The sequence below is a fragment of the Paenibacillus allorhizoplanae genome, from assembly GCF_927798215.1.
GTDB classification, from domain to species: Bacteria; Bacillota; Bacilli; order Paenibacillales; family NBRC-103111; genus Paenibacillus_E; species Paenibacillus_E allorhizoplanae.
Genome location: NZ_CAKMMW010000008.1, coordinates 183859 through 209694, shown reverse-complemented (window position 1 = coordinate 209694; position 25836 = coordinate 183859). Strand labels below are relative to the sequence as shown.

The following is a 25836-nucleotide window of genomic DNA, read 5'->3' as shown; positions in this document are numbered from 1 at the left end:
TATAGTGAATAAAAAAAGCTTCACGATGGGGGAACTACTAGTGACTAAATTATTCTCGATACGTGTGCGTCTTATCTTATTGTTGTTAATTCCTTCTCTGTTGTATTTAGGCACGAGTGTATATCTCCTACAGGTAAACAAGTCCAATACGGATACGCTGACCTCCTCCTTGTATGAGACGACGGAGAAGAGTGTGTCACTTATTTTGAATGCGGACCGGGATATGTATCAAGCTATGAACGCTTATCAGTTGTTAGTGTCGGGTACCTTGACTGCGGAGGAGAAAACGAACCAGTTGAAGTTGCTGAAAGACAATATTGAACAAACGAATACAAGAGTTGGACAGGCTGTTACTATTTTAAAATCAAAGGAATTACTGCAAACGGCACATGCGGAGACGGAAGTGACCATAGAGCAAAGTGAATCGAGCTTCCAAACTTCCTTCGATCAGTGGGTTAAAGAAGCGAATGCCGTCATTCAAGCGGGGAGTGTTGGCAAAGGCGTTTTGAATGAACCTAAGCTGATGGCCACCTTTGAGAAGGGACGCGAAGGGCTGAATGCTATTGGTGAAATTCTAGACGTGCATGCTAAGCAGAGCATTGTCGATATTAAGCAGGAGAATAACGCAACAGCCAAAGGCGTTTACATCGGTGTGGCGGTTATCATCTTCATTTTGTTTGGAGCTGGCGGATTCGTGATCAGGAAAATCATGTCAGTGCTTCGTAAGATTATAACCATTACTGGCGGGGTTGCTGCAGGAGATTTGCGCCACGAGGCTCAATTGACGTATTCCAAGGATGAGCTGGGGCAGATTTCAGAATCAGTTGATCATATGGTTGCCAAAATGAGAGGCTTGATCGGCACGATTGCTCACAATACACAATTCGTGCACGATGCTTCCGTGGAGCTGTCGGACAGCTCCAAAGAGTCTGCTCACGCTGCTGAACATGTCGCTTCGAATATTCAAGAAATGACGCAGGAAGTCGAAGTGCAAGCAAGAAGCAGTGAAGAAACGAGCCGTGCTATTGAGGAAATGGCGATTGGGATTCAACGTGTCGCAGAGAACTCAAGCGTTATGGCGGATCACTCCTCTTTAACCTCTCAGCACGCAACACTCGGTAATGAGCTGCTCTCGAAACTGCAACATCAAATTGTGAATATGCTGAGCTCAGTTGAACAGCTGTCTGTGACGGTACAGTCGCTGACCCGTAAGTCGGATGAGATTGGGCAGATTGCCTCGAGTATCACGAGTTTCGCCAACCAGACCAATCTCTTGTCGCTGAATGCGTCCATTGAGGCGGCTAGAGCAGGTGAGCATGGCAAAGGGTTCAATGTCGTCGCTCAAGAAATCCGCAAACTGGCCTCACAATCGATCGAATCCGCCGACGGCATCAACCAGTTGATTCACGAGACGAGAGTCGAAATTGCTAGTGTATCGCAGTCGATGAATACGACGAAGCAGGAAGCAAGCGCTGGCTCACAAATGATGCAGGAAGTGAACCAGAGCTTCGAAACGATCATGCAGTCTGTGACACACATCGTCACTCAGATTCATGAGACATCGGCGATAACGCAGCAAATGTCGGCTAGCTCGGAAGAAATTTCGGCTACGATGGATCAGTCAGCGTCAAGCTCATCTCAGATTTTGACGAGATCGCAAACGGTAGCAGCGGCCACAGAGGAACAGCTTGCCATGATGCAGAATATAGCTGCTGCGTCGGAACAACTGAAGTCCGTCGTGGATACGTTGAACGAATCTGTGACCTATTTCAAAATTAAATAGTTGGTTGCAAAAGGTAGCTCTCATGGTTGATGTAACATGGCCATGGGGGCTATTCACATGTCAGCTTGAACAGGTCTTATTTCCAATAATTAGGCTTGTCAAAGAGCCAGGAATCCTTTATAATAAAACTTGTCGTCCTTAACGGGCTGAAGTGTTCAATGACGATGTTATGGCCCGTTGGTCAAGTGGTTAAGACACCTCCCTTTCACGGAGGTAACAGGGGTTCGAGTCCCCTACGGGTCATTGTTTTATTCTCTCATGCGGTCGTGGTGGAACGGCAGACACACCATCTTGAGGGGGTGGCGCTCACAAGGCGTGAGGGTTCAAATCCCTCCGACCGCATCCCAGCTTTACAAGCCTGAAACCCTTGGTATATAAGGGTTTTTTCTGTTTTATAACAGATGGAATAAATGCGGTAGTACAGTTTCATAAATCACCCTTGTTGACGAACTGTTGACGAAATATTTAAACGAGGATTGAACTTTTCTAATTTATCCGCGGCTACTCTGCTTACCGACTGGGCCACATGGGCATATAGATCTGCAGTAGTTTGATGCTTGGAGTGACCTAGTCGTTCCTGGATGGCTTTCATGGACACATCATTTTGAATCAAAATTGTCGCCGCGCTATGTCGTAGATCATGTAGTCGAATGAATTTTAGGTTGTGCCGTTCTGTGAACTTTTTCCACCAGTGAGTTGGGGACGAATGGTACAAGGGCTTGCCGAAACCAATTTGAAATACATATTGTTGTTCATTTCCTTCCCAAAGTTCCCCTGCTTTCAATTTATCTAGCTTCCAACTATGATGGAAGACCTTCATTTCTTGCATAAACCACTCAGGCATTGTGACTGTTCGTTTTGAAGCCTTGCTTTTAGGAGCCTTCACTTGTGCTTGGCCACCTACAGTAAGCGAAATACTTTTGTTTATCGATAAGGTACATTTTTCATAATCAACATCGCTCCACTCTAAACCGATAAGCTCGCCCCTCCTAAAACCACCTAGAATGGCACCAGTGCACCAGTGCAAAACAATCGCCACATTAGTGGTTCTTTATATAGTGCCACAATTGCAAGCTGTGCTTCGTTTTCATCATAATATTGCATTTCCATTTGTACTACTTTGGGTTTCTTAATACCTTCCATTGGATGTTTCTTCAACATCTGCCAGTCCATAGCGCGGTTAAATAAGCTCTTGATCACGCGGTATATATATTCTATGGTCCCGCTAGAAAGAAGCTCACCTTGCCCGTCTTTTCGAGCTCCTGGTTTACTTAGTTCGTCCAGAAACGAAACAATGTGCAGCGGTTTTATCTGATCCATACGCATATGTCCAAATTTAGGTAGAATGTGGTTTTTGAGGTGTAGATCATAATTTTTAAGCGTCAGTGGTGCGAGTTCTTTTCTTGCATATTTTGCTCTCCAATCAGTCACAAAGGCCTCTAGGGTCATTTTTTGCGGTGAGATATATTCCCCTGATTCAACCTCTGTTTGAAACTCTGCGAGGAGCTTACGGGCTTCTCTAATGCCCTCTGCCTTTACTGTCTTCGTTCGTTTGATGCGCTCACCTGTAGGGCCGTATCCCGTTTCTACTACGAGAAGGAAGGAACTGTTGCCTCGCTTTTGTACACTGGCCATAAAATGCAGCCTCCTTATTGTTGATGTATACCCATTATTAAATGAGCACCATAAAGTTTAATATTTGTTGTTTGCTTTGTCGTTAGTAAGAAAGTGGGAAAAAATAAAATTTACGTTCTTCTTAAATAATGCTGCATTTGAAAAATTTGTCAAATGAGTGTATTGACGGAAATAAGGAGTAATGTGGAACTACATTCGAGAATTGGTTCTCAAGCATAATTCTTAAAAGATTTCTGAGGAATTAGGCAATACAATAAGAACAGCATCCATTTGGAATAGAAAAATATTTCCATACAAGACACGTGGGAAATTATAATAACGAGAATCAACAGTTCAGTTTAAACTGTTAGAAAATTATGATGGCGGTGCTTCCGCTAAGATCATACTAACTCACCTGAAAACATGTGTGAAAATTATAAATGAGTTCGATTCGTTCGTACTTCACGAATCAATGTAGATTTACTAATGCCAGTCATGTCATACTGGATACTTCTTTATAGGATGAATTTAAGCAAATGGACCTCAATGATTTATCTGAGACCAAAATCCAGGAGTTAATTGTTCTTCACAAATTATCAGCAGATGACATTTTGAATCAGTATAGTGAAATTCCTCGAACATAGTTATTTCTAGCATTTGGAAGTTATGAAAAAAGGCTACTTGGTCGGGAAACTTTCCCACAGGTAGCCTTCTTTATTGATGTGATTTTCGGATGTTCTATATGTTTCGTGTCTGCAATGTTTTATAGCGTAATGATCCATTCTTCTACCTATAAGAATTTAGATTATTAGCATTAAAATTGCAAAATACCCAACCTAATAGTTGGGTACACATAAAGCGTTACGCTTTCTTATTTCACGGATTAGAGTTGACTTACTAATACCTGTAATGGCGGATACTTCGGTGTAGGAGTTACCAGCAAGTAGGATTAAGAGCATGAAATGACAGGGACTGAATTTATATGCGAAATGTTCCTCAAAATAAAAAAGCCCCGAAGGGCTTATTTAAGTTGTTTTACATAGATTTCCGTATCTATACCGTCAACTTTCATCTTATAACGTGAACCAGATTTGTATATAAGAACCTTCGGGCTGTACTTGTAAGAATACTTATAGGCATATGAATCTTGTTGCCAAATTTGTCCGTTTTGTAGTTTAAATATCGTATCCCCTTCCCAACCCTCAAAATTCCCATCTATTTTACTTTCAATTACTGTAGAAGTGGTTATTGGACTTGTATTTATTGGAGCGGTATTTATTGGATTAGATGGTGTATTGGATGTCTGATTATCAGAGCTTTGACCATTTAACCTATAGTACGTATTCAGAGTTTCTTGATTAATTTTACCAGCTAAAAAGTCCTTCACAGCAGCCACTAAGACATTAAATTTCTGTCCGTCGGTACCATTAATTTCTAAATAAGTAGCTGAAGTTCCAGCGGTTCGCTGCAATATATTAGCAAATGTATTGGCATCATTAAGAATATCGCTCAATGCTTTTCCTGCAATGAACGAGAGCATGATAAAGTCGCCACCGTTAGTCGATACGGTCACATAATCGATACCACTTGATTTAAACTCCTTTGCTAATCCAACCGCATCAACTCCAGGACTAGTCAGTGGAGAAACAGATGATTTTATATCGACACTATATGTATCTTGATTCCACGTTACATTAGCACCAAGTGATTCAGAAATAACACGAAGAGGCAATAATGTACTTCCGTCTATAATCTGTGCTGGTACTTCGGGATTTACTACATTTCCATTCACTCTCACTTTAACAATCGGATTACCTTTATACTCACCATTCAAACTCGATGCGCTTACTACTGTTGCAACTAACATTAAAGCTACAGACAAAACGACTATTTTCTTTTTCATTTTTTCCCCCTTAATTCCCCCTCATCGGTTGAGGTATTGGCTTCTTTCCTGTAATTAACAGTATCTCACTTTATCCCAAAACCGTAAACTACATCTTACAAACGATAAGAATGTGGTCAATTAAAACTCTTAACAGCCTAACCGACTGGAAAATTAAGTATAGCGGTGAAACAAATTGAAGCACGCACTATGACGCAGCCGCCACGTCATTTCTATTGGAGGATCTTGGACGCTAGGATTTAGGAAACATAATAAATTTTTTCTAGGCACTTGATGGTGGACTTGGGGCATCTCACCCCACGGGGTAGGGGAATCTAAGTTAGAAGAAGCCCAACGAAACCACCGTCAGGCTTTGCGTTTGTTCATCTCACGTATTAGGGTTGATTTGCTGATCCCAGTCATAGCGGCTACCTGGTTATAGGAGTTATCTCCTAGAAGCTCCATAGCGTGATTTAGCTGCTTGGCCGTGTACGACTTGGGTCTACCTTCTGTAAAGCCTTCCTTCAGCCTAGCCACGGCTTTACCTTCTTGGGTACGTTCTACGATCATATCCCTTTCAAATTCCGCCATAGCCGCGAATACAGCAAGCATAGCTCGTCCTATCGGCGTATCCTCTAGTAGTCCCATATTCAGTATCTGAATGCGTACTCCCCTTCCTAGGAGTTCCTTGACCATCGTCATACCATCCACCGCTGTACGTGCAAAGCGGTCTAGTTTAGTTACCATAAGAGTATCGCCACGCTTTAGATCCGCTAGTAGACGTTGCAGCTCTGGACGATCTTTGTGGGTCCCTGTGATCTTCTCACTGTAAACTTTGTCAGCCCCCGCGGCTTTCAACTGTTCAATCTGAATGTCCAGGTCCTGACCTAGTCCTGATACCCTTGCATACCCGTAATTCACTGTAATTTCCCCCTTTGATTATGAACCTAAGTTATGACACCGATTGATACCTTGATTCTATGTTGTTGAAGGACTGGTGTCAATACTTTTGAGTTGTGATACCATATTTGTGAAAGAGAGTGATTCAATTTTGAGAAAGGAACTTCTATCAGAGTAAAAGACTTCTTCGATAATACTGACCCAAAAGTGAGTTTTTATGAGCAAATTTTTGATGATGAACAGCAATATACAAAGTAGATAAATTTGGTGTCGCCAAGGAAATCCCGAATAGCTGAGTGACTGTACAGTGGAAATGATGGGTGATAAGTAAACACCGAATAGATAATCAAACTTATGGGTGAATGGTCGAATCATAGCTAAGATGAGCTATTTTAGTAGTCAAAAAGAATACATGGTTCTGAGGCATTGTAATTGGTATACTATTCCATATAAAAGGAGGTGCTATACTTGGATGAAATAATAACAGAATTAATGTCCACGTTAAGAGATAAGTATCTGAGTCAAATATGGTTCGCTCTTGAGCACAATAAAGAGCTAAAACGTTCCTTTCCTGCTTTCCTTCTCAATCCTGATAACATCTGCATTTATCTTGGTAAAAATCATCTGGCAATTGAATATGTAGGACCCTATAAGAAAGAAATTGTTGATGGTTGGGAAATAAATTTTACTATCAATGATTACTCAGAGTCAGAAAACTTAATCGAAGAAATCGTAGGACTTAAATTTAATGGCACGGGAATTCCCGTCCCAATAATCGATGAAATGGATGATCTATTTGTAGCAACCGATGAGGCCACAACTATCTTGGTTGATAACAATTGGAATTTTCTTGCTCAAGAAATGATGTTTTGTTTAAACACGAATGGTCTTATCTTGGCTGGAGAAAAACAGATGCGAATCCGTAATAGCTACTTTTATGCGAAAAGTGGCGACGGATTAAAAGTCCGTAATATTCAATGGATGGATATTTTCCCTATTTCACGCAAGGATGTTGACGAGGATCATGAAGAAATTGGAGTGCATTTGTGGTCTAATATTACTTCGCTAGCCCTTAGAGATTCCCGTTACACTATTCCTGAAAAATTTGATTTTCAGTTTGACAAGCTCACAATACTAAATCGTTTTATTGAACTATTTAATTCAGAGAATGTCTCAGAAACGGATATTACTCGGTTTTTATCGCAACCAGAACATCACTTTATTTTAAATATGGCCTTTTTCGGTCAATATGTAAGCGATGAAATAGAATGTGCATGGGTTGGAGAACCAGACCGAAGTGCAATCCGTCCTGACTTTCTTATTACCGCATCGAATGGATTCGCTGATATTGTTGAATTTAAACTTCCTGATCTCAAAAGTAACTCAGCGGTTGTTGGGCGGAATAACCGCGAAACTTTTTCTGCAGAACTTCATTCGTATATTGCTCAGACTCGAGTTTATAGTGAATATTTTAATGATCCCCGAAATCGAGAGTTTGTAAAAAATACATTTGGAATTCAAGTATATCTGCCACGAAGATTTCTTGTCGTTGGCCGTAGGCTCATGTTTCCGCCTGAATTATGGAGAGCAATTGAGAACGATTATTCAAATATTACCATTCGTACTTACGACGACATTGTAGCCACTGTAATGGGTTTCTTAGCAAGATAAAGATGCTTGTGCTTCTTCCAGAAGCTGAGCGTCTTTATTAACGGTGAGTGCAGTTTAACGAGAATAAATTAGAAAACTATCGTTCAATAACTAAATAGAAACTTGAGGTAATCCGGGTGGCCTTTCCTCACTCAATAACTAATCATGATATTCTTTTTATGGGTAAATTTGGATTATAAATGTAGTTTGACCTTCAACGAGAGGTGAAGATTGCTAACCGCTACTGATTGGAGGAAAGTATATAATTATACCAGAACAAAAATTATTTAACATTTCTGAAAATGAAATGATGGATATGTTGAAAGATACAAGTAAAATAGTCACAAAACATAATGCATAATCAACATTAGTTGTAATATGAATAATACTTTTTGGGGAGTGGATGATCAATAAGCGTGATACTTGAGAAGAGCCGTGGAAATGAATCCCGCGGTTTTCGTTGTTTTAAAGTCCAAATTTTAAATTTTTTATTTACTTAAGCGTAATGTACGATTTCGAGGCATATCCAGTAACTTTACCATTGACCGATTGATAGGTTAAAGAAACGCCTAGGTCTATAGTCGTGAGGTAAAGAGTATCTGAGAAAAAAACGCCATAATACGACAAAATTTACGAAAGGATTGTGATATATTATTTACTGATTCTGAAAATTAGCAGTATCATCCTAATCAATAAGGAGAAATATGTATGACTAATGGCCCTGTCCTTGAAGGTGAAATCGTTAAGAGAACACTTCAATTTTTCTGGTTAGTTGATTGTTCGGGTTCCATGGAAGGCCAGAAGATCGCAAGTTTAAACCGCGCCATCCAAGATGTTATTCCACAAATCCAAAAGGCCGTGTCCGCACATCCTGAGGTGCAAATTATGATGCGGGCCATTAAATTTTCCAATGATGCCAGCTGGCATGTGGGTCCAAATCCAATACCTCTTGAAAAATTCGTATGGCCGGAAGTAAGGGCAAATGGAGTTACGGCTACCGCACAAGCCATAAACTTGCTTGCGAACGAGCTGGATATCGAGAAAATGAACCGGCGCGGCTACCCTCCTGTGTGCATCCTACTTTCCGATGGATTCTGTACGGATCCGGAGAGCGAATATGAAAAGGCGATACAGAATTTGAATAGTCTTCCGTGGGGGAAACGCTCCGTCAAACTGGTAATCGCTATCGGCAAGGACCGGGAATACGACGAAGAACAGCTGTTAAAATTCGTCAGTCACCAAGAGATCGGCGTTCTGAAAGCCGATACACCTGAGAAGCTGATTGCCTATATTCAATGGGCAAGCATCACTGCGTCAATCGGCGCCTCTGTCGGCAAGAGCAAAGCAGGAGATCCGGCCAATGATCAACATAATGTCGCGCTGGCCTCTCCTCCGCAAGTCCAGGTGGCATCGTCGAGTACTGATGTATTTTGATGTAGGAGGCTGCTTAAGTGGATGACCGCAAAGAAGGGACTGCCGTTGAACCTCACTACATTTACGGATATACCCCTCAGGCAGAGCATTTTGCATGTTCGGTTACAGGCGCTTCCCATCTGAGGCAGGGAATGCCGTGCCAAGATGCATTTGGCACCTGGGCGTTTTCTGTTGCAGAGGAAAGCGTCACTTTGATGACCATTGCTGACGGTCACGGTTCCGCGAAACACGATCTGAGTGAATTCGGTTCCAAGTTGGCTTGTACCGTTGCGCTTGAAGTCATGCGCGATTTATACAAAGAGTTTCATATCCATCCACAAGCTCTGCAACGAAGCTTCAAATCCGACTTCCCACGATTGGTGCAGAGAAGGTGGCACGAAGCAGTGTTGGCGGATGCACGGGTGAGAGGGATTGAAGTTCCTGAGGATCCCGTGGGATTCCGGAAGCTTTTTTCCCGATACGGAACAACTATGCTTGCATGCATGGTCACCCCGTCACAAATTTTACTGGGCCAACTAGGTGATGGAGATATTTTCTTGGTGAATAAAGACGGTTCGGTTGAATTACCGTTTCCGAGAGCTTCGGATGAGATGATTGGGAATGTAACCTATTCCATGTCACACGAAGAAGCCGGATTATTGTGGCAGACTTCCCAGTTACCCCAGCCTAAAGAATCGGCATTGCTTCTGTTATGCACGGACGGACTTACCAATTGCTTCGAAACAGATCATTCCTTCTATCAATTTGGCCGAACTCTTCTGGGTAAGCTGGGGAAAGAGGGACTATCCCATTTTGGAGGCTTTCTGCCTGACATCCTGAAGGATTTCTCCGCCAGGGGGAGTGGGGACGATATCTCAGTTGCACTGCTTTTATTTCATTGCAAACCGTCCAAGTCACAGGGAACCAAAAATAAGGAGGTTGAACCGGCATGATCGCCATTGGACAAAAACTGAAATCTGAGATGCTGGGCGAAACTCTGACTGTCAAGAAGAAGCTGGGGGAAGGTGGACAAGGTGCGGTATTTCTGGTGGAAGGACTGTCCAGCGGAATGAAGGCCTTGAAATGGTACAATCCGGAGCAGTCCACAGAAGTGCAAAAAAGTGCCATCCGTACTCTGATCCATCATGGGACTCCCAGCGGACAATCCGGAAGCCGATTTGTTTGGCCGCTTGATCTTGTTGTCGCTGATGGCACCGATCAATTCGGATATATCATGGATCTAATAGATACTTCGCGATTCGCCGAGCTAGGTGAGGTATGGAACAGGTTGAAGCCGGCCCCGTCCATGAAAATCATGTGCCAAATCTCTTACAATGCAACTGACTCCTACCGGAAGCTGCATTTGGAAGGATTCTGCTACCGGGATATTTCCAAGGGGAATATTATGTTCGACTCGAAGACCGGTGAGGTACTCATCTGTGATAATGATAACATCGGCGTGAATATGCATTCCGATTCCCAAGTGTGGGGGACTATGGAATATATGGCTCCCGAGCTGGTAACCGGCAAAGCCAACCCATCCACCGATACGGATCTTCATTCGTTGGCAGTGCTGTTGTTCCAGCTGTGGGTGTGGCATCATCCAATGCACGGTCAGATGGAATATGATATCCGGTCCTGGGATCTTCCAGCAAAGAGGAAAATTTACGGGGAGGATCCAGTGTTTATTTTTGATCCCCATGATAAACGAAATGGATTGCCGAACGATCCGGATTATGCCACCGCTAGAAAAAGATGGGCCTGTATGCCGAAGCCGCTTCAGGAAAAGTTTATCCATGTTTTCTCGGTGGGTCTTAAAGATCCAAAACGGAGGGTGACCGAAGGAGAGTGGCGAAGTGTGTTCCAGGAGCTGGAGGATTGCATTGTGACGTGCCCTCATGACAGTGCGGAGAATTTCTGGTACGAAGGACTGAGCTCGATGAACTGCTGGTACTGCGGACGTGAAATAACGGAACCGCCCCGTTTACTCCTGAAGGGGGCTTCCGGAAGAAGCTTTATAGTGCTGACTCCGGGCTCGGTCTTAAAGAAACGCCATATCGATCCTTTTGCCGATCTGCGAACAGCAGAAGAGCCAGCCGGACAATTAGCGCAAAATCCGAACAATCCTTCAGTATGGGGGCTTCGGAATCTAACCACAGCTTCCTGGCAGGCGACGGTGGTCAACGAAGGCGTCAAAGAGGTCCCACCTCAACGGGCGATTCCGCTCAGTGTCGGACTCAGAATAACATTTGGCCATTGCGAAGGAGAGCTTCTGACCTAAACCGATGAAAAACAACAATCTAATTCAGATTTTGGCCAACTTGCGCCAGGAGCACGGAGTACAGCTGTTTCAAGAACCTCGTCGTCTAAAAGGGCTGCTGATCGATTACTCTGGCGGCATGTCACGAGAAATCAATCTGCTCGCGACGGCAGTGCAGATGGGCATCGCTCTAGAAATTGACTGCCAACAGGGGGAGATTCTCCAGCCACTTGTGCAGAAAAAGCTATCTCGCCGGTTGCAAGATGATATGGGAATCGCACAAGACTATGCGGACTGGACGATTCGGGCGCTTACCGAAGCTTGCGGGAAGAAGCTGGATGGAGGGGCTGTATCAGGCCGGATGGTGGGACCTTCGACCTCTACGGCGCCTACATTAGCAGGGAAAGGGGGGGGCGAGTTCGGCCACTCATTGTCGAAATGGCTGTCTGCGGAGGCCTATCGCGCCAAGTGTTTTATACGTAAGCACCGAAGGGTAGCTTCCATTACGGCTGTAACCGTAATGCTCACTGGAGCTTTGAGCTTCATTTTATTTGCGATTGATGGTCAATCCCCAGGTCAAATTCTGCAACAGAATGCTTTAGTAGCCGGACCGTCACAGACGCCTGAAGCTTCCGTACTGATCAGTGGCGCGACTCCGGACTCAACGGTTTCGCCTGCTGCTGAGGCGGTTCACGCTCTCACTTCCGGAGTAACGGTAAATCCTACGGCTTCGTTGTTATCTTCCCAAGAGACTGCTCGTACCAACGCAGAGGTGACGGTCGAGCCATCCGCTTCTCAGCCACCGTCCGGGGGAGTTCCTGTTTCACCGACACCTATTACGGCGGTAGCCAGTACTCTGATAAAAGAACCGGTAGCCCCCTCTAATACGACGGTAGCTGCCCCCCCCACTAAAGAACCAGTAGTTTCTGATCGTTCATCAGCTACAGCAGATTCTACACTGGCTTCACCACAAGTATCCGAAAGCTCCACTGCGGTCCCAACGACTGCAGTCACGGTGAACCCGGAGGACCGTAAAGCCCTTAGTGAAGAGTTTTACTTGCTAATCAAGAATTCTCCTTGCTGTGTTATTTCCTCCGAGACTATTCAAAAGATGGAGAATTTGTTGAAGCGGGGGGCGGATCCCAACTATGTTGTTTGGTATGGATGGCCAATTTTGTTGGATGCTTCAGCAAAGGGCTTAGCTCAGGCGGCGGAGTTGCTGCTAAAGTACGGAGCAGACGTCAACATAAAGACGAAGGATGAAATAACATCCATCTATGTCGCTAGCACTGGTTGGACCGTGAAGGTGTTGCTACAGGCCGGAGCTGATGTGAACAGCAGGAGATCGAACGGCAATTATCCACTAGACAATGCAATATCCTATAACAATAAGGAAGTAATAAAAGTACTACTTGAGGCAGGTGCTAAATCAACACGATCTGTACCGTCAGACCTCAAAAATTGAAATTTGTTATCATTGCTGCTTGAGGCATGAGCCACTCCCAATTCAACTGGAAATTTGAATCTTTCCACGCTCTGTAGAGTTCATACCGCTCACAACGGTGCAAAGTAGTTTTTAGGGGGGAAACGAAAAGCAATTGCTGATATAAATTCCTTCCTGAAAGAAAAGTGGATGTCTAGTAGGTGAGGGAAGACCAAACCGGACTTGATAAGCCATGGAAAAAGGTTATACGAAACTAGTAGAGATTTAGCAGTATAATTTTAGTGACGCTCATTATGACCATGAAATGTCCCAAGGGGGTAAGAAACATAGTAATGGAAACTACCGTTATCCTAAAGCAGATATTAAATGAACATGGAATCGCCGTTTGTTCCGACAAACGCCGGCTGTATGCCATGCTGATGGATCTGTGCCCCGGGAAGAGAACAGAGCTAAAGGTACTTATGGCCGCCATAGAAGAAAAGGTCGTGCAGGACCTTTTGAACATTAGTGAGGAAATTGTAGATTTAGCACAATATAACCGGTTTGTTCACCGATTGGTCTCAGATGCAGCAATTGAGAAAACCTTCGCGGAGAATGCAGTGGAATCCTGGATTCTGGCAATTGGCAAAAAGATGCCGGTTATGTTGGCACCACTGGCGCCAGAAGCTCAAGTCTCGGACCAGGTCCACGGCAAAAAGGCGACACCTGCTATATCTCTTACCCCATCAGCTGGAACCTCCAACTCTTCGAGACGATTTACATCCTTATCAACTCAAAAAATCTGGTTGGTGATCGTTGCCTGCGTGGTTGGTTTGGGCATTATTGGGTATATAGCGCAAACTACTGGAAATAAAAGCCCTTCAATGGTGGCTGATTCCTTAAAAGCATTAGACCCACCATCTTCTTCGCCGGACGCTATGTTTGCGGATTCTCCAATGAAAGTTACCGTCAGCGTGCCAAAGGAAAAGATGCCCAATCTAATTGGCTTAAAAATCAAAGATGCTAGGGAAACGCTCAGAGTACTTGGGATCGATCCGGATAAACACATTCAAATTGAGCAGCAGTTTTCCGACGAAGTGACTGTCGACACAGTGATTCAACAGTTGCCACGCGTCGACGAACAAGTATATCCTTCAACATTGACGGTACAACTTAGTGTGAGTAAAGGGAAGGAAACGTTCAAAATGCCGAATTTGATTGGCCTTTCTTTAACGGATGCTAAAAAAGCGATCAGCGACAACAGGCTCAAACTAGCCCCTGAGAATATCAGCTATGAATCGAGCTACAACTTCCAGAAGGATAAGGTGATCACCCAGTTTCCTTATGGGGCCGAAAATGAAGTATCTCCAGGATCTGAGATTAAGCTAATCGTTTCAAAGGGAATGCCCGACGACGCTGGGGTAATGACAGTTCCGGTGACCCTTGTTCCGATCATAGACGGCAAAGATTCTACATTTAAAATTACAGTGAGCGATGCAACCGGCGAAAATATCAACTATAAAACGGTTCAGACGTCCAAACAGCAAACTGTTAGCGTCAATGTGACCGTATCACCGGATAAAAGCGCCATTATCCAGATATATGAGCATAGTCAGTTGGTTAGTATACAAAAGCGGACTTACCAAGATTATGTAAGCCGCAAAAACGGCGGTTCTACCCAATCTACCAGTGGCGTTAAAGGTGGAGCTAACTCGGGTGCTGTTGATAACGCTGAAGATAAAGCAAATATTGAAAAAGAAAAAAGTTCTAGTGTCACTAATGCGATAACAAAACAGTTAATGGATAACAAAATTATTATTGGTGGAGAAAAACAGTATTTTTCTTACACTGATCCTTATCTCGTATTACAAAGTAACATTGACTTTTTAACCGGAGACAATACCCAAAGTTTAGACATATTGTTTAAAGTCACAAGTAAAACAGACGCCGCAGTAATAAAGATTACTTTTTATAACAAGCCACGAGAAGCTCCCGCTCAATTTCTTTTTGATACTATTGACGTAAAGTCTTATGCAAGCGGGGATCTAACTCTAGAGCAAATGATTAATAAGGTCAATGTAGCTGTTAATTACTTTCCAGTAAAGGACATAAAACCTTCAATTCATTAAAGAGGCAAACGGTACTTGTTATAATAAAGGAGGAGCATCAAGGATACCTCTTCCTTTATTTAAGGAAGTCGGTTCCAAAGTTGACCCTAGCTGTTTCCCCTCCGACGAACCATTGCTACAAGTAATGCTGCAAGTATTCAAAAGAAAATGGCTTCAATAACGATGCAAGATCAAAATCGTGCGTGGGTGAATGAACAAAAACGTAGTTGATGTATGCTAAAAAGTTATTGACGGAAAGGCAACAGCGCGCCGTCGCAGTCGCTTAGGCAGCGCGATAACTTATATGCAAAGCAAAGGGACACTCGTCGAATAGACGATGTCCTTTTTTGGTGTTCCATGCATGGCGATTAACTAGGCGGTTAATAATCCGGGGGTTATCGATCGACGCTGGTTCGAGGCTCCTAATAGGCTAGACTAGCTAAAGGTTAGTCTAGCCCTTTAAGTCCATGAGGATTGTACCCACGAAGCTTTACTGTCAACAATCTGAAAAATTTCTTCCTGATCATACCAGTATACCTCTGCACGTATAATTGATAGTTCTTCAACTTTTTTATAGCTTATCATTGGTGATGCCCAATCAGTATTACTAGGTGCTTTGCCACTGCTTACATTAGTATTCACATTTTCGCCAATTTCCCATATGGCAATTTGCGATAATCTGTTTACTACTCCTTCTGACTTTGTAACTGCTTGAAATGTTACTTGCATTCCAGCAGCTATGTTGTCAAAATCCCAGAAGATGCTTGGACTATTATTGGTTCCATTTTTATCATTTCCGAGGACCCATTTAATATCTGGTTGAATAAGCCCGTTATTAATTGGGAGGAATTTATGATTGTTACAAAAGAAATCAGGTTTTTTTTCGCTCAAGTTGATCTTCATGCCATTGATTCGTTGTATGGCATTTATACACTGTTTCTTGAATTCTCCGTATAGGCTGATCGAAGCTTGATCTGACTGTATCTGATCGTATAACTCAGGGGCTTTATCGCACTCTCGATGGTAATTGCCCCCCAAATCGTACGGAGTAGCAGTACCGCAAGGGCCAATGCCAACTACCAGGCTAGGTCGAGGAAGATTTTTCTCTTCATGTTGCTTTTTGATGGGAGCAATTTTCTGTAGATAATGAAACCCAAACAGCTTGTCAAAAATAGACATTTTATCTTGTATCATTTTCACGATATCATCATCCATATTCGTTTCAAAAGTATATTTGAATTCTGCTAATATAAAAGCTCTAGCAAATAAGGTGGTAAATATCAGAGCAGCGAGTGCTTTATTTTGTTCGGTATCCTGTCCAGTTTCTGCATAAGATATGATTTCTCCTAATAAGTCACCGGATGAATCTTTCAATAAAATCAAGGTGGTTTTATTTATTCCTTGTTCATCGTTTTTAGGCTTATACTCTCTTAACTTATCTTGAAGGCCCTGTACTCGTCCGGTAAACTCAGTCATTTTCAAACTTTTCAAATGATCTATTACTCTGTTAATTTCCGAAGTAATATGATTTATAATCTGTAAGATATTTGCTTCATCTTTTTGTGCGCTCTTCGGCTGGTTATATGCCTCTACAATTTTTGCTGCAATAGCTATCCAGTCCATAACCTGACAATTCACCTCATTAAGAAATAAACATTGCATGCTTAATATTTAACCTATTTATGACCCCAAGCTTAAAAAATAGAGAGTAGTGCCGCGGCAATCCACTCTCTGGACAGTTTTGAAGCATTGCCAGTGCATCTCTACTCCAACTCTACATTTGCTGTCAATGCGGTATCAATATAGGGATTGTCAATACTATCTGTTTGACCACGATGTTCTGCCTTAAAATATGCTCTGACCTTATGTGTGCATTTCCATTGTTTTGGCTTCGTTGGAGTTGCACCTCTAGTGTGCGTTTCTCTATTGAGATCTTCAAAACGGATGTCACTTATTCTCCAATCTACTCCGTATTGTTCTTCGATTGCTTTTAGACAATGCTCACATGCTTTTTGGTACGACCATGAATGGTCCTCTGGACTTGGTTTTTTAACGCTCCACGCGTATTCAAAAATATGCTCCGCCATAATTAAGGCCACCTTTAATCTTATTTAGTTTTCCACCTTATATTTTGGCGTCGAGTTTTTTTCTATTCATTTTCTAACGGATATTTTATATATGTTTCCATCCGATTATGTAGCAGCTGCAGAGGGCTCATTATGGGCTGGTATTGATGAATTTAAGTCGCAGTCGCCTAGCTTTAAACGATATTCGAACTTCTTTGTTATTTTATGTCAAGTCAATTTATTGCTAATAATTGTATAAATTTAAAATTTCCAGGAACAATACTGAAAATGAAAATTCAATATAAATTCGAGCGTATGAGTCTGCTATAGAACTCTTAATTTCACCTATAATTGGCGAGTGCTACTTTGGAGGATGATGAAAATGGAATATCCTTTTAAAAATTTGGTTTTCGAAGGAGGTGGAGTGAAGGGCGTTGCATTTGTCGGTGTAATGGATGCACTTGAGCAACAACAAAAAATACTGCCTAATATTATAAGAGTTGCAGGGACTTCAGCGGGGGCTATTGTCGCATTATTAGTTGGTTTAAATTATAGTTCACAAGAAATTCATGAAGAACTTCACAAATTAGATCTCAGAACCTTTACTGATGACGATCCAGGAATAATCCTAGATACCGTTCGATTTATCGATAATTACGGTTGGCACAAAGGGGACAAGTTCAAAAAATGGATTGAGGAAATTGTTGAACAAAAAACAGGAAGCCCTCACTCTACATTTCAAGATGTTTTCAATAGAAGAGTAACCAATAATTTTAAAGAGATCTATATTATCGGAACTAATATTAGGACTCACTGCAGCGAAGTTTTCTCGCATGAAACAACTGCCGACATGAAGTTAGCTGATGCAGTCAGGATTTCGATGTCCATACCACTATTCTTCGAATCCGTAAAATATAAAGATCAAGTATATGTTGATGGAGGATTATTATTTAACTATCCTTTACGTTTATTCGACAGATACAGATTTTTAACAAACAAAGAACATGGACATAAATCTGAAATTTTATGGAAAAAGGGGAATGGGGCTCTTGGAGAGCTTGAAAGTCATGAAGATCCACTTATTGTTAATATTGAAACATTAGGGATTCGAATTGATTCGAAAAATGGAATTAATATTATAAGAAATCATAGTGGAGAGCACTTCCCTGTTAGAAACATTTACGAATTTACTAAACACCTAATCGGTACAATATTTGATATGCAACAAAACAATAGTCATTTAAATGAGGATGTTGATCGGACAGTCCTTGTTGATTCAGGAACAATATCTGCGATAAATTTCGATATAACTGATAAGCAAAAAAAGGAGTTAATTGATTCCGGTTTGGAAAGTACAAGTTCATATCTGGCATCATATAAACTCCCTATAAAAACATAGACGTGTCACTTAAGTGTGGGGAGGTAGAAGAACAAAAGGGATCTTATCACGCGATTTCAGGCCCAATGAAACGGTAAACGGGACATACGGATATGGAAGACTTACTGTCACTGGAATAACCAACAATCACTTGGCCAATTCCAAGGAATTCGCGGTTTATGGGATTCTTGCGACTCCGATCAATTTGGCTGCAGGGAAAGTTGTGACTGTATCTAGTTCATCTGGTACCAAAATTGCTTCAAACGCCATTGATGCAAATTATGGTACTGAATAGTCAGCCTCCATCTCGAAACAAATTAAATAATCGCAGTTGTAAAAACCTCGGTAACGCAAGCCGAGGTTTTTTTGGGGTTTCGTAGGGGGCTCTTTAAAACTCATTATGATTATATATACTATTGAGCTAACTATCTTTATCGATGGCTAAATCCACACACTCAATTCGCCCAATGAACCCATGTAGTTGGAAAGGTTTTAAATATCATTCGCCATTAATTAAATGTGTCCGCCAATGCCAACCAATAATTCCAGAATCATTGGAGATAATTGAACTAAAATATACCCAATAGCTGCATTTTGTAGCATCTGCATACCTTTCTCTCGGTTCCCGACCATAATAAACAAACAGCCACCGGCGATCATGACACCAGCGATTGGATAAGATAACGATTGAATGAGGTTAATGAGTGGATCGAACGCGTGAAGAATTTTCCCCTTAAACGCATCGGACATAACAGCCATAGCTGGAACTGTTTCGGAAACGAAAGGAGCAGCAGTTGTGACGGTTTGAGCAAATGCTCGCGTAATTCCGAATGGGGGTAGACCGTTTATTAAGAATGCTATAGGTACCGCGTAACCAAGAAGTGCTTTAAGCTTGGGATCATTGAGTCGCCGTAATCTGTCTTTAAATGTTACGCGTTCCACTAAATGTAGTGTGAGGCCTTCGACTTTTATAAGGTTAGATAACGATTTGCTCCGCGAGCCATCCCAACACTTCGCTCCGACAGTAATTTGCATTTGAATTCCTCCTATTTGATTTCATCCCATGTGTATACTACCGTTTCAAGGCCTTCACACCAATCGAGTAATTGTTTCTTTCGGTTTTCCGTCATTGTGACCCATACCAGTTTAGGGAAGTATTTCAGCTTATCTTGAACGGCAGAGGTGGACTTTAATTTCTTGTATTTCTCGATCTTATCCCGATTCTTTACCATGTGCTGCAGGTGATCTACCTCTAAAAAATGTCGCCTCAATTGGAGTAGAAAGTAAGAATCAGGTATAACCGTAACGACGTCTTTTACGCTCAGTTTCATTTCGTTTTTCCAATCATCCGGTTTGAATCGGATATAGTAATCGTTCCTCATCAGATAATGGTTAACCTGTGTTGATTTTTGACGGACAACATCGGATCCGACACGTTCCCTGCCTGTTTTGTTTAAGTAGAAGTTGCTTTCACCTGTATCTCCACGAAAACTCGCTATAAACTCACTCATATTATTTAAAACTCGGCGAGCGTTTCTATCTCCACCAAGATCATGAAGCCGCTGTATTTGCCCACGACTTAAATAATCAAGCTTCTTCAATGATGAGAGTATGGCTTCTTCCCTCAGGAGTTTGTTTTGCTGTACCTGCCTCATAGTACTCCTCCTTTCGTGCTTTAATCGTGATATAGGGCCTTATGATGCGATCTATGAACTGATTCTCGATGAATGGGGTCTGAACGATATACTTGCGATCAGTCTGATATATGGCGCGCCCTTTGACAAAGGGAAGTTTCTCGGCACCGGACTCATCTAAGACCACTTGGCTGGCAGTGTCTGTTTGCAACTTGAAGCAAAGCCGGGCATCACAGTTTTGTTTGACCTGTCTTGGCAGCGTGTCGGCTGTTGGGTATTGGGTGGAAAAAATAAGGCGATATCCGAGGCCGCCACCGATCCGCGCGATTTCGGCAATGATTTTCTCACACTCGGACTTGATTAACTTAATTTCTTTGAGTGGCTCTCCTTGGATAGAAATTTCGGCTGCCTCATCGATCACAATAAAGTGACGATGCTTATATCCAGCCTCACGAACATCCTCAAAGCCTTTAGAAAGAAATTCTACTTGTTGCCTTTTTATATCTTCATGAATGCCCCTTAGCGCTATTAAAGTTTCTTGAGCGTCTTTGGCCACCGTGAGAACTTGACTGACATTAGAGAACCGATTGAAGGCCAGACCGCCTTTTAAATCAATGAGAGTAAATCTAATGTACTCAGGGTGATTGTGTAAGAGCGTGGTCACTGTATTCTTTAGGAACACCGATTTTCCGTAGCGAGTAGTTCCAGCCACGACCATGTGTGGAATCGACTCGAAGTTATGGTATATCACTGCGTCTCGGGATTCGCCCAAGCAGACTGTCCAGCCTTTGCATGATTGTAGTGTGTGTTCTGTGAATGGTATCAGCTCAGGCATAGGATCTTTGTACACTTGGATCTGCAGTGCACCGTCGTAATTCATTAGGATTTCCTTTCTTCGCATCCCGCCATTCATCATATTTTTGAGTTGCTCAAGCAAGTCGTGTTTCCATTGGATTTTCTTTAGGTCATCAAATGATAGATCCAGCAAGCCGCGTTTTTGATTCAATCCATCCTCGATGGTCCGTTGCTTCTTTTGGACTTCCTCAAATGAAAGGCCAAGCGGTAATCGGTACACGTATTCAGTTCCCCATTTATGGTGGGTTTTACGCAGTAAATGAAGCGTCACAAGCTTACCGCCATCCCTCACACTCAGTCCACAGTTGGCCGCAATTCGCTGTATTTTCTTCGCTTCTGATGCTGCGTGTTTATCAAAAATCGTAAATCCAAAAAATCCCGCCATGACCGAAATTGTCGCTAGTTCTAAAACCACAATCACGCCACCTCCTTTGCTTGTTATCCTTAGGATAGTTCCAGTGATGGGGAATCTTCCAAACTGGGTGAATGATCACGTTAACATGAAGGTTGGTATATTCCTCGAACATTGCCATAGTGGAAGTCCGAACGGAGGGGATGTTTGGTAGTATGTTCGGAAGGATAGATTGACATGAGGTGCGGAAGATTCCGTCTATGTTACCTATCCTTATGCCATACTATTTGTCCAACTTTCGCAAAAATGCGAATATATTTCGCTAGACTTGTCCATGCTGTGATTTAATAGGTAATAATGCCAACAGCTATGGGGGAAAAATAATGGGGTTTAAGAAACGTAGTAAGTATGGTGAGTTCATTGATAAGCATTTAGGGTACGGCGGTCAGGAAAAAGTGAGAGAAGTAAGTAAACTCACTCCAAACACGATTACTAAAGCTTGCAGTGATGAGAGCTACAGGCCAACAAGAAGTACTATGAAATTACTCATCGATGCTGCAATGCTTCTTACTAAACAGACCATTAATAAGGATGATTTTTGGATGTGACACTATTTATGGGTGGCATGGTCCGATAATATATTAAATAAAAAAAACAACCGATCATTTTAAATGAGCGGTTGTTCTATTTTTATTTTCAGTTCATCTTTACAAAGTCATAGTGTTGGGGAGAAAAAAATCGCGGGTACCTTTTATATGTAACTGTAATTTGATTACGGAACGTCTTATTTTTTTGTAGTGTGCTTTAGTATGTCAGCAGCCAATTTATGAAAAAATTTTATGTCTTCATAGCTATTAGAGCTCATTAGTGCCATAAAATTATAAAGCTCTTCATCCTTATCATTATTTTCAGGTTGTTGGCCATTAATTTCGATGAAACGAAAAACTTCTATTGGTGAAACATCAAGGGCTAGGATGATCTTTTCTAGGGTATCTATTGATAAATTGCGTTCTCCTCGTTCAATGCCTCCTATATATGTGTAAGGAAGTTCAGCCATCTCACCTAATTGAGTTTGTGTCAATTTTTTTGCAGTCCGTAAAGCTTTGATCTGCTTTCCTATCTCAAATTTCAGTAAACCCGTCATAATTGCACAATCACCTCTTATACCAAGATTAGGTAAGTTTGAGGTAGCTATGAAGACACTTATATCATAAAATAATATTTAAATAAGTCCTTATAAGGATTATTTTATAAATAATATCGCCGATTGATCTAATATCCTTCGGTTTGTAATATACAGTACATTAACTGCGAATGTTTTATGTTTACAAAAAATTGGATTGAAATTTGGAGGACAGGCCCAATGGTTAAGAAGTACTATGCAATAAAAAGAGGAAAAGAAACGGGGATTTTTGAGGGGAAATGGAAGGAAATCGAGCAAAAATATATAAAGGGATTCTCCAAGCCTCAATTTAAAGGATTTAACTCAAAGGAGGCTGCTGAAAATTATATAAATGAGCCGAATAAAAAGAGAACAGAAAACAAAACTCAAAAAAAGATATGGCATGGAAATTCAAAGCAAATAAAATTTGATTCAAATAGAGAAGACCACGTGGAGATGCGTACGGTTTTGATTGTAATTAGCGGTCATCAAAACTGTTTTTCCATAAACAAAACAGGATACTACAGATATATCCTAATTGACGAAAAAACGAATAAATATGTTAGTGTGAATCCATCTCCTTCAAAACAGAACCTGACCCCGAATAGGGCAATCATTGAAGGAATTATTGACGCTATAAGTAGGTTAAAGCAGCCTTGCCACATCAAACTTTATGCAAAGACAGCATTCGGTTTTGTTAATATGATTAAAGGGGGGAAAGGTCCAAATGCAGATATGTTAAAGCTATTAAGGACAGAGCTTCTTAATAAAAATCATGTTGTAGAGGAACTTATTTCTCCGAGTTTAATCGTTGAAGAATATTTTGATAATTATGTATAAGGGAACAACGTAATCGTTTTTATTAAGGAACAATAGTAAAGTACCGAGGGTAAGGTTTAGAGTTGTATTGCTACTTGTTGACGAACTGTTGACGAATTTCGTCAACAAGTAGCGGATTACATTTTAATGCAACTAAATGGAACAAAATCCCACCTAAAGAAAGCCTTATAGTACAAGATGTTAACTGAATATAACAGAGCGCTTAAGAGTCGCCACATCACTTTGAGGGGGTGGCGCTCACAAGGCGTGAGGGTTCAAATCCCTCCGACCGCATCCCATGAAAACCCTTGTTAATCAAGGGTTTTTGTTATGTATATGGAAGTATAGACCAGTTCCTATTTTGGGAAAGTGGTTTTTTTTGTTTGAAGCTGGAGCCGTTGATTATTACAAAGCCATAAAATAGCAGGATTGTGTAGGAAGTTAGCTATTGTCTGCATTAAATCTCTTGTATTTTCACGTTATAATGAGGAACGAAATGAAATGTAAGCGCAATCAATGGACTGATGATCCCATACGATCGCAGGAGGTGAAACGGGAGGTTCGCAGATGTCCCGAGGCAAATTGAATGTAGATCTAAATTGACTACCTGGAGGTTGTAGAAATGTTTAAACATGCTAAGCAACTGATTAAAGCAACTTGCTTCATTACATTAAGCTCACTCCTCATTTCTTCTTTCGGTATCCAAACACCTTCCGCACACGCAGCGGTTGCTAGGCAAATGGAGAAATTAGACCGCGGTCTAGTGGCAGTTAAGGTCAGCACGGGCGTCCTCGTCAGTTGGCGACTTCTCGGGACGGAGGCAGCAAGCACTTCGTTCAACGTCTATCGAAATGGCGTTAAGCTCAATGCTTCACCGATCACGACAAGCACGAATTATCAAGATAATTCGGGTACCACGAGCTCCAGTTACACGGTTAAAGCCGTTGTTGGTGGCGTTGAGCAGACCGCGTCAACTGCGGTTACGCCATGGGCGAACAACTATTTGGATGTGCCGCTACAAAAACCTGCGGGCGGGACGACACCAGACGGTGTCAGCTATACCTATAACGCCAATGATGCAAGTGTTGGCGATGTGGACGGTGACGGCCAATATGAAATCATTTTGAAATGGGATCCTACGAATTCCAAAGATAATTCACAGGATGGCTATACGGGAGAAGTGTTTGTCGATGCTTATAAATTGAATGGTACGCGGTTATGGCGAATTAGTATGGGTAAAAATATTCGAGCTGGCGCTCATTATACGCAATTCATGGTTTACGATTTAGATGGAGATGGTAAAGCGGAAATCGCCATGAAAACAGCCGATGGAACGAAGGACGGCACTGGCGTAGTCATTGGCAGCTCAACGGTGGATTATCGCAACAGTGTGGGGAGAGTTCTGAGTGGTCCGGAATTTTTAACCATCTTTGAAGGGGCAACAGGAAAGGCGTTGACCTCAACGAGTTATGATCCACCGCGCGGCACAGTCGGCGATTGGGGCGATACATACGGTAACCGGGTAGATCGCTTCTTAGCGACGGTCGCCTATCTGGATGGGCAGAAGCCCAGCATCGTCATGGCACGCGGCTATTACACAAGAACGGTTCTGGTAGCCTACAATTGGCGTGGTGGAACACTATCTAAATTGTGGACATTTGACAGCAATACCTCAGGCAACTCGGCTTATGCAGGGCAAGGGAACCACAACTTAACAGCTGCCGACGTTGATGGTGATGGCAAGGATGAAATCGTCTATGGCGCGATGACGATTGATGATAACGGAGCTAAGAAATATAACACAGCGTTGGGGCATGGCGATGCCCTTCATGTCGGCGATTTGGATCCGAACAGCGCGGGACTCGAAGTATTCAAAGTGATGGAAAGTACTAGCGCTACCTATGGCGCAGCCGTGTGGAATGCGGGAACTGGAGCCATCAAGTGGGGAGTGAATACAGGTGCTGATACGGGAAGAGGTATGGCAGCTGATATTGACCCACGGTATGCCGGCGAAGAAGTATGGGCAAGCAATGGTGTTGGGCTTTATCAAATCAATGGTACCAAAATCAGCTCCACGACTCCTTCCTCCATTAACTTTGGTATCTGGTGGGATGGCGATGTTTCCCGTGAGCTTCTTGATCATAATTGGGATGGCACGAATGGGGTTGGACGTATTGATAAGTGGAATTACACAAGTCTCAATACAACGACCTTATTAACCGCAACAGGAACCAATTCGAATAACTCCACGAAAGGGAATCCTAGCTTGCAAGCCGATTTATTCGGCGATTGGCGTGAAGAGGTCATTTGGCGGAAATCAGACAGTTCAGCTTTACGCATCTATGCAACGCCTTATGAAACAACGACACGCCTCTGGACTTTAATGCATGATCCACTTTACCGTCTGGATATCGCTTGGCAAAATGTAGCTTACAACCAGCCGCCTCACACGAGTTACTATCTCGGGACAGGTATGGCTACACCGACGCAGCCGAATATCTATACCACGCCATAAACTGAGAATAAGAGAAGCGTTC

Annotated in this window: 22 protein-coding genes and 2 tRNA genes; 14 read left to right on the top strand and 10 right to left on the bottom strand. The window is 42.3% G+C overall.

What is annotated here, in order from left to right; all coding sequences use genetic code 11:
- Positions 1–40: 40 nt before the first annotated feature.
- From L6I86_RS15915 to L6I86_RS15905, 3 genes are all read left to right on the top strand, one after another.
- On the top strand, positions 41–1783 hold the full coding sequence (locus L6I86_RS15915) for a methyl-accepting chemotaxis protein (protein WP_236288590.1): 1743 nt from the start codon (positions 41–43) through the stop codon (positions 1781–1783).
- Positions 1784–1954: 171 nt separating this feature from the next.
- Positions 1955–2026, top strand: a tRNA-Glu gene (locus L6I86_RS15910).
- Positions 2027–2043: 17 nt separating this feature from the next.
- Positions 2044–2125 (top strand) — tRNA-Leu (locus L6I86_RS15905).
- Positions 2126–2216: 91 nt separating this feature from the next.
- Here L6I86_RS15905 and L6I86_RS15900 read toward each other — a convergent pair.
- The 4 genes from L6I86_RS15900 to L6I86_RS15885 all read right to left on the bottom strand — a co-directional run bounded on the left by L6I86_RS15900 (position 2217) and on the right by L6I86_RS15885 (position 6200).
- A complete protein-coding gene (locus L6I86_RS15900; RefSeq protein ID WP_236288588.1) occupies positions 2217–2822 on the bottom strand; it encodes a site-specific integrase in 606 nt (201 codons plus the stop codon).
- A complete protein-coding gene (locus L6I86_RS15895) occupies positions 2783–3418 on the bottom strand; it encodes a site-specific integrase (protein WP_236288586.1) in 636 nt (211 codons plus the stop codon). Before L6I86_RS15895 ends, L6I86_RS15900 begins: the two co-directional genes overlap by 40 nt.
- A 1000-nt stretch (positions 3419–4418) precedes the next feature.
- Complete coding sequence (locus tag L6I86_RS15890) at positions 4419–5300, bottom strand: copper amine oxidase N-terminal domain-containing protein (RefSeq protein ID WP_236288584.1); 882 nt, start codon at positions 5298–5300, stop codon at positions 4419–4421.
- A 345-nt stretch (positions 5301–5645) separates the two neighbouring features.
- Positions 5646–6200, bottom strand: coding sequence for a recombinase family protein (locus tag L6I86_RS15885; RefSeq protein WP_236288582.1), 555 nt, complete (start codon positions 6198–6200; stop codon positions 5646–5648).
- Between the two features lie 447 nt (positions 6201–6647).
- Here L6I86_RS15885 and L6I86_RS15880 point away from each other — a divergent pair, with 447 nt between their 5' ends.
- From L6I86_RS15880 to L6I86_RS15855, 6 genes are all read left to right on the top strand, one after another.
- Positions 6648–7850 (top strand): Shedu anti-phage system protein SduA domain-containing protein, encoded by a 1203-nt coding sequence (locus tag L6I86_RS15880; protein ID WP_236288579.1) that lies wholly within the window; start codon positions 6648–6650, stop codon positions 7848–7850.
- Between the two features lie 687 nt (positions 7851–8537).
- A complete protein-coding gene (locus L6I86_RS15875) occupies positions 8538–9263 on the top strand; it encodes a vWA domain-containing protein (RefSeq protein ID WP_236288577.1) in 726 nt (241 codons plus the stop codon).
- A 17-nt stretch (positions 9264–9280) separates the two neighbouring features.
- The gene (locus tag L6I86_RS15870) at positions 9281–10195 is read left to right on the top strand and encodes a PP2C family serine/threonine-protein phosphatase (protein ID WP_236288575.1); all 915 of its coding nucleotides are present in this window, start codon (positions 9281–9283) and stop codon (positions 10193–10195) included.
- Between the two features lie 29 nt (positions 10196–10224).
- A complete protein-coding gene (locus L6I86_RS15865) occupies positions 10225–11523 on the top strand; it encodes a protein kinase domain-containing protein (RefSeq protein ID WP_236288573.1) in 1299 nt (432 codons plus the stop codon).
- Positions 11524–11527: 4 nt separating this feature from the next.
- Complete coding sequence (locus L6I86_RS15860) at positions 11528–12967, top strand: ankyrin repeat domain-containing protein (RefSeq protein ID WP_236288571.1); 1440 nt, start codon at positions 11528–11530, stop codon at positions 12965–12967.
- 311 nt (positions 12968–13278) lie between these two features.
- Positions 13279–15054, top strand: a complete 1776-nt coding sequence (locus L6I86_RS15855; RefSeq protein WP_236288569.1) for a PASTA domain-containing protein — start codon at positions 13279–13281, stop codon at positions 15052–15054.
- Between the two features lie 438 nt (positions 15055–15492).
- Here the strand turns inward: L6I86_RS15855 and L6I86_RS15850 are convergent, their stop codons facing one another.
- Both L6I86_RS15850 and L6I86_RS15845 read right to left on the bottom strand, forming a co-directional pair.
- Positions 15493–16656 (bottom strand): hypothetical protein, encoded by a 1164-nt coding sequence (locus L6I86_RS15850; RefSeq protein WP_236288566.1) that lies wholly within the window; start codon positions 16654–16656, stop codon positions 15493–15495.
- 140 nt (positions 16657–16796) lie between these two features.
- Positions 16797–17120 carry a hypothetical protein gene (locus tag L6I86_RS15845; RefSeq protein ID WP_236288564.1) on the bottom strand — a complete coding sequence of 108 codons (324 nt, stop codon included), beginning with the start codon at positions 17118–17120 and terminating at the stop codon, positions 16797–16799.
- A gap of 361 nt (positions 17121–17481) precedes the next feature.
- Here L6I86_RS15845 and L6I86_RS15840 point away from each other — a divergent pair, with 361 nt between their 5' ends.
- Together L6I86_RS15840 and L6I86_RS15835 are read left to right on the top strand one after the other, a co-directional pair.
- A complete protein-coding gene (locus tag L6I86_RS15840; RefSeq protein ID WP_236288562.1) occupies positions 17482–18498 on the top strand; it encodes a patatin-like phospholipase family protein in 1017 nt (338 codons plus the stop codon).
- Between the two features lie 130 nt (positions 18499–18628).
- Positions 18629–18772, top strand: coding sequence for a hypothetical protein (locus L6I86_RS15835; protein ID WP_236288560.1), 144 nt, complete (start codon positions 18629–18631; stop codon positions 18770–18772).
- 218 nt (positions 18773–18990) lie between these two features.
- Here the strand turns inward: L6I86_RS15835 and L6I86_RS15830 are convergent, their stop codons facing one another.
- Genes L6I86_RS15830 through L6I86_RS15820 form a run of 3 tightly spaced genes read right to left on the bottom strand, consistent with a single transcriptional unit; the run spans position 18991 to position 21381 of the window.
- Positions 18991–19512: a hypothetical protein gene (locus tag L6I86_RS15830; protein WP_236288558.1), complete on the bottom strand. Its 522-nt coding sequence runs from the start codon at positions 19510–19512 to the stop codon at positions 18991–18993.
- An 11-nt stretch (positions 19513–19523) separates the two neighbouring features.
- Positions 19524–20078 (bottom strand): replication-relaxation family protein, encoded by a 555-nt coding sequence (locus tag L6I86_RS15825; RefSeq protein WP_236288556.1) that lies wholly within the window; start codon positions 20076–20078, stop codon positions 19524–19526.
- Positions 20065–21381, bottom strand: a complete 1317-nt coding sequence (locus tag L6I86_RS15820; RefSeq protein ID WP_236288554.1) for an FtsK/SpoIIIE domain-containing protein — start codon at positions 21379–21381, stop codon at positions 20065–20067. The genes L6I86_RS15825 and L6I86_RS15820 overlap by 14 nt, the downstream gene beginning before the upstream one ends.
- A 320-nt stretch (positions 21382–21701) precedes the next feature.
- Between L6I86_RS15820 and L6I86_RS15815 the strand changes: the two genes are divergently transcribed.
- Positions 21702–21926: a transcriptional regulator gene (locus L6I86_RS15815; RefSeq protein WP_236288552.1), complete on the top strand. Its 225-nt coding sequence runs from the start codon at positions 21702–21704 to the stop codon at positions 21924–21926.
- Positions 21927–22102: 176 nt separating this feature from the next.
- Here L6I86_RS15815 and L6I86_RS15810 read toward each other — a convergent pair whose 3' ends face one another.
- Positions 22103–22462 (bottom strand): helix-turn-helix domain-containing protein, encoded by a 360-nt coding sequence (locus tag L6I86_RS15810; RefSeq protein ID WP_236288550.1) that lies wholly within the window; start codon positions 22460–22462, stop codon positions 22103–22105.
- 219 nt (positions 22463–22681) lie between these two features.
- On the opposite strand from L6I86_RS15810, the gene L6I86_RS15805 reads away from it, so the two are divergent.
- Positions 22682–23320: an RNase H1/viroplasmin domain-containing protein gene (locus L6I86_RS15805; RefSeq protein ID WP_236288548.1), complete on the top strand. Its 639-nt coding sequence runs from the start codon at positions 22682–22684 to the stop codon at positions 23318–23320.
- A 601-nt stretch (positions 23321–23921) separates the two neighbouring features.
- Positions 23922–25814 (top strand): rhamnogalacturonan lyase, encoded by a 1893-nt coding sequence (locus L6I86_RS15800; protein ID WP_420851894.1) that lies wholly within the window; start codon positions 23922–23924, stop codon positions 25812–25814.
- The last annotated feature ends 22 nt before the right edge of the window (positions 25815–25836 follow it).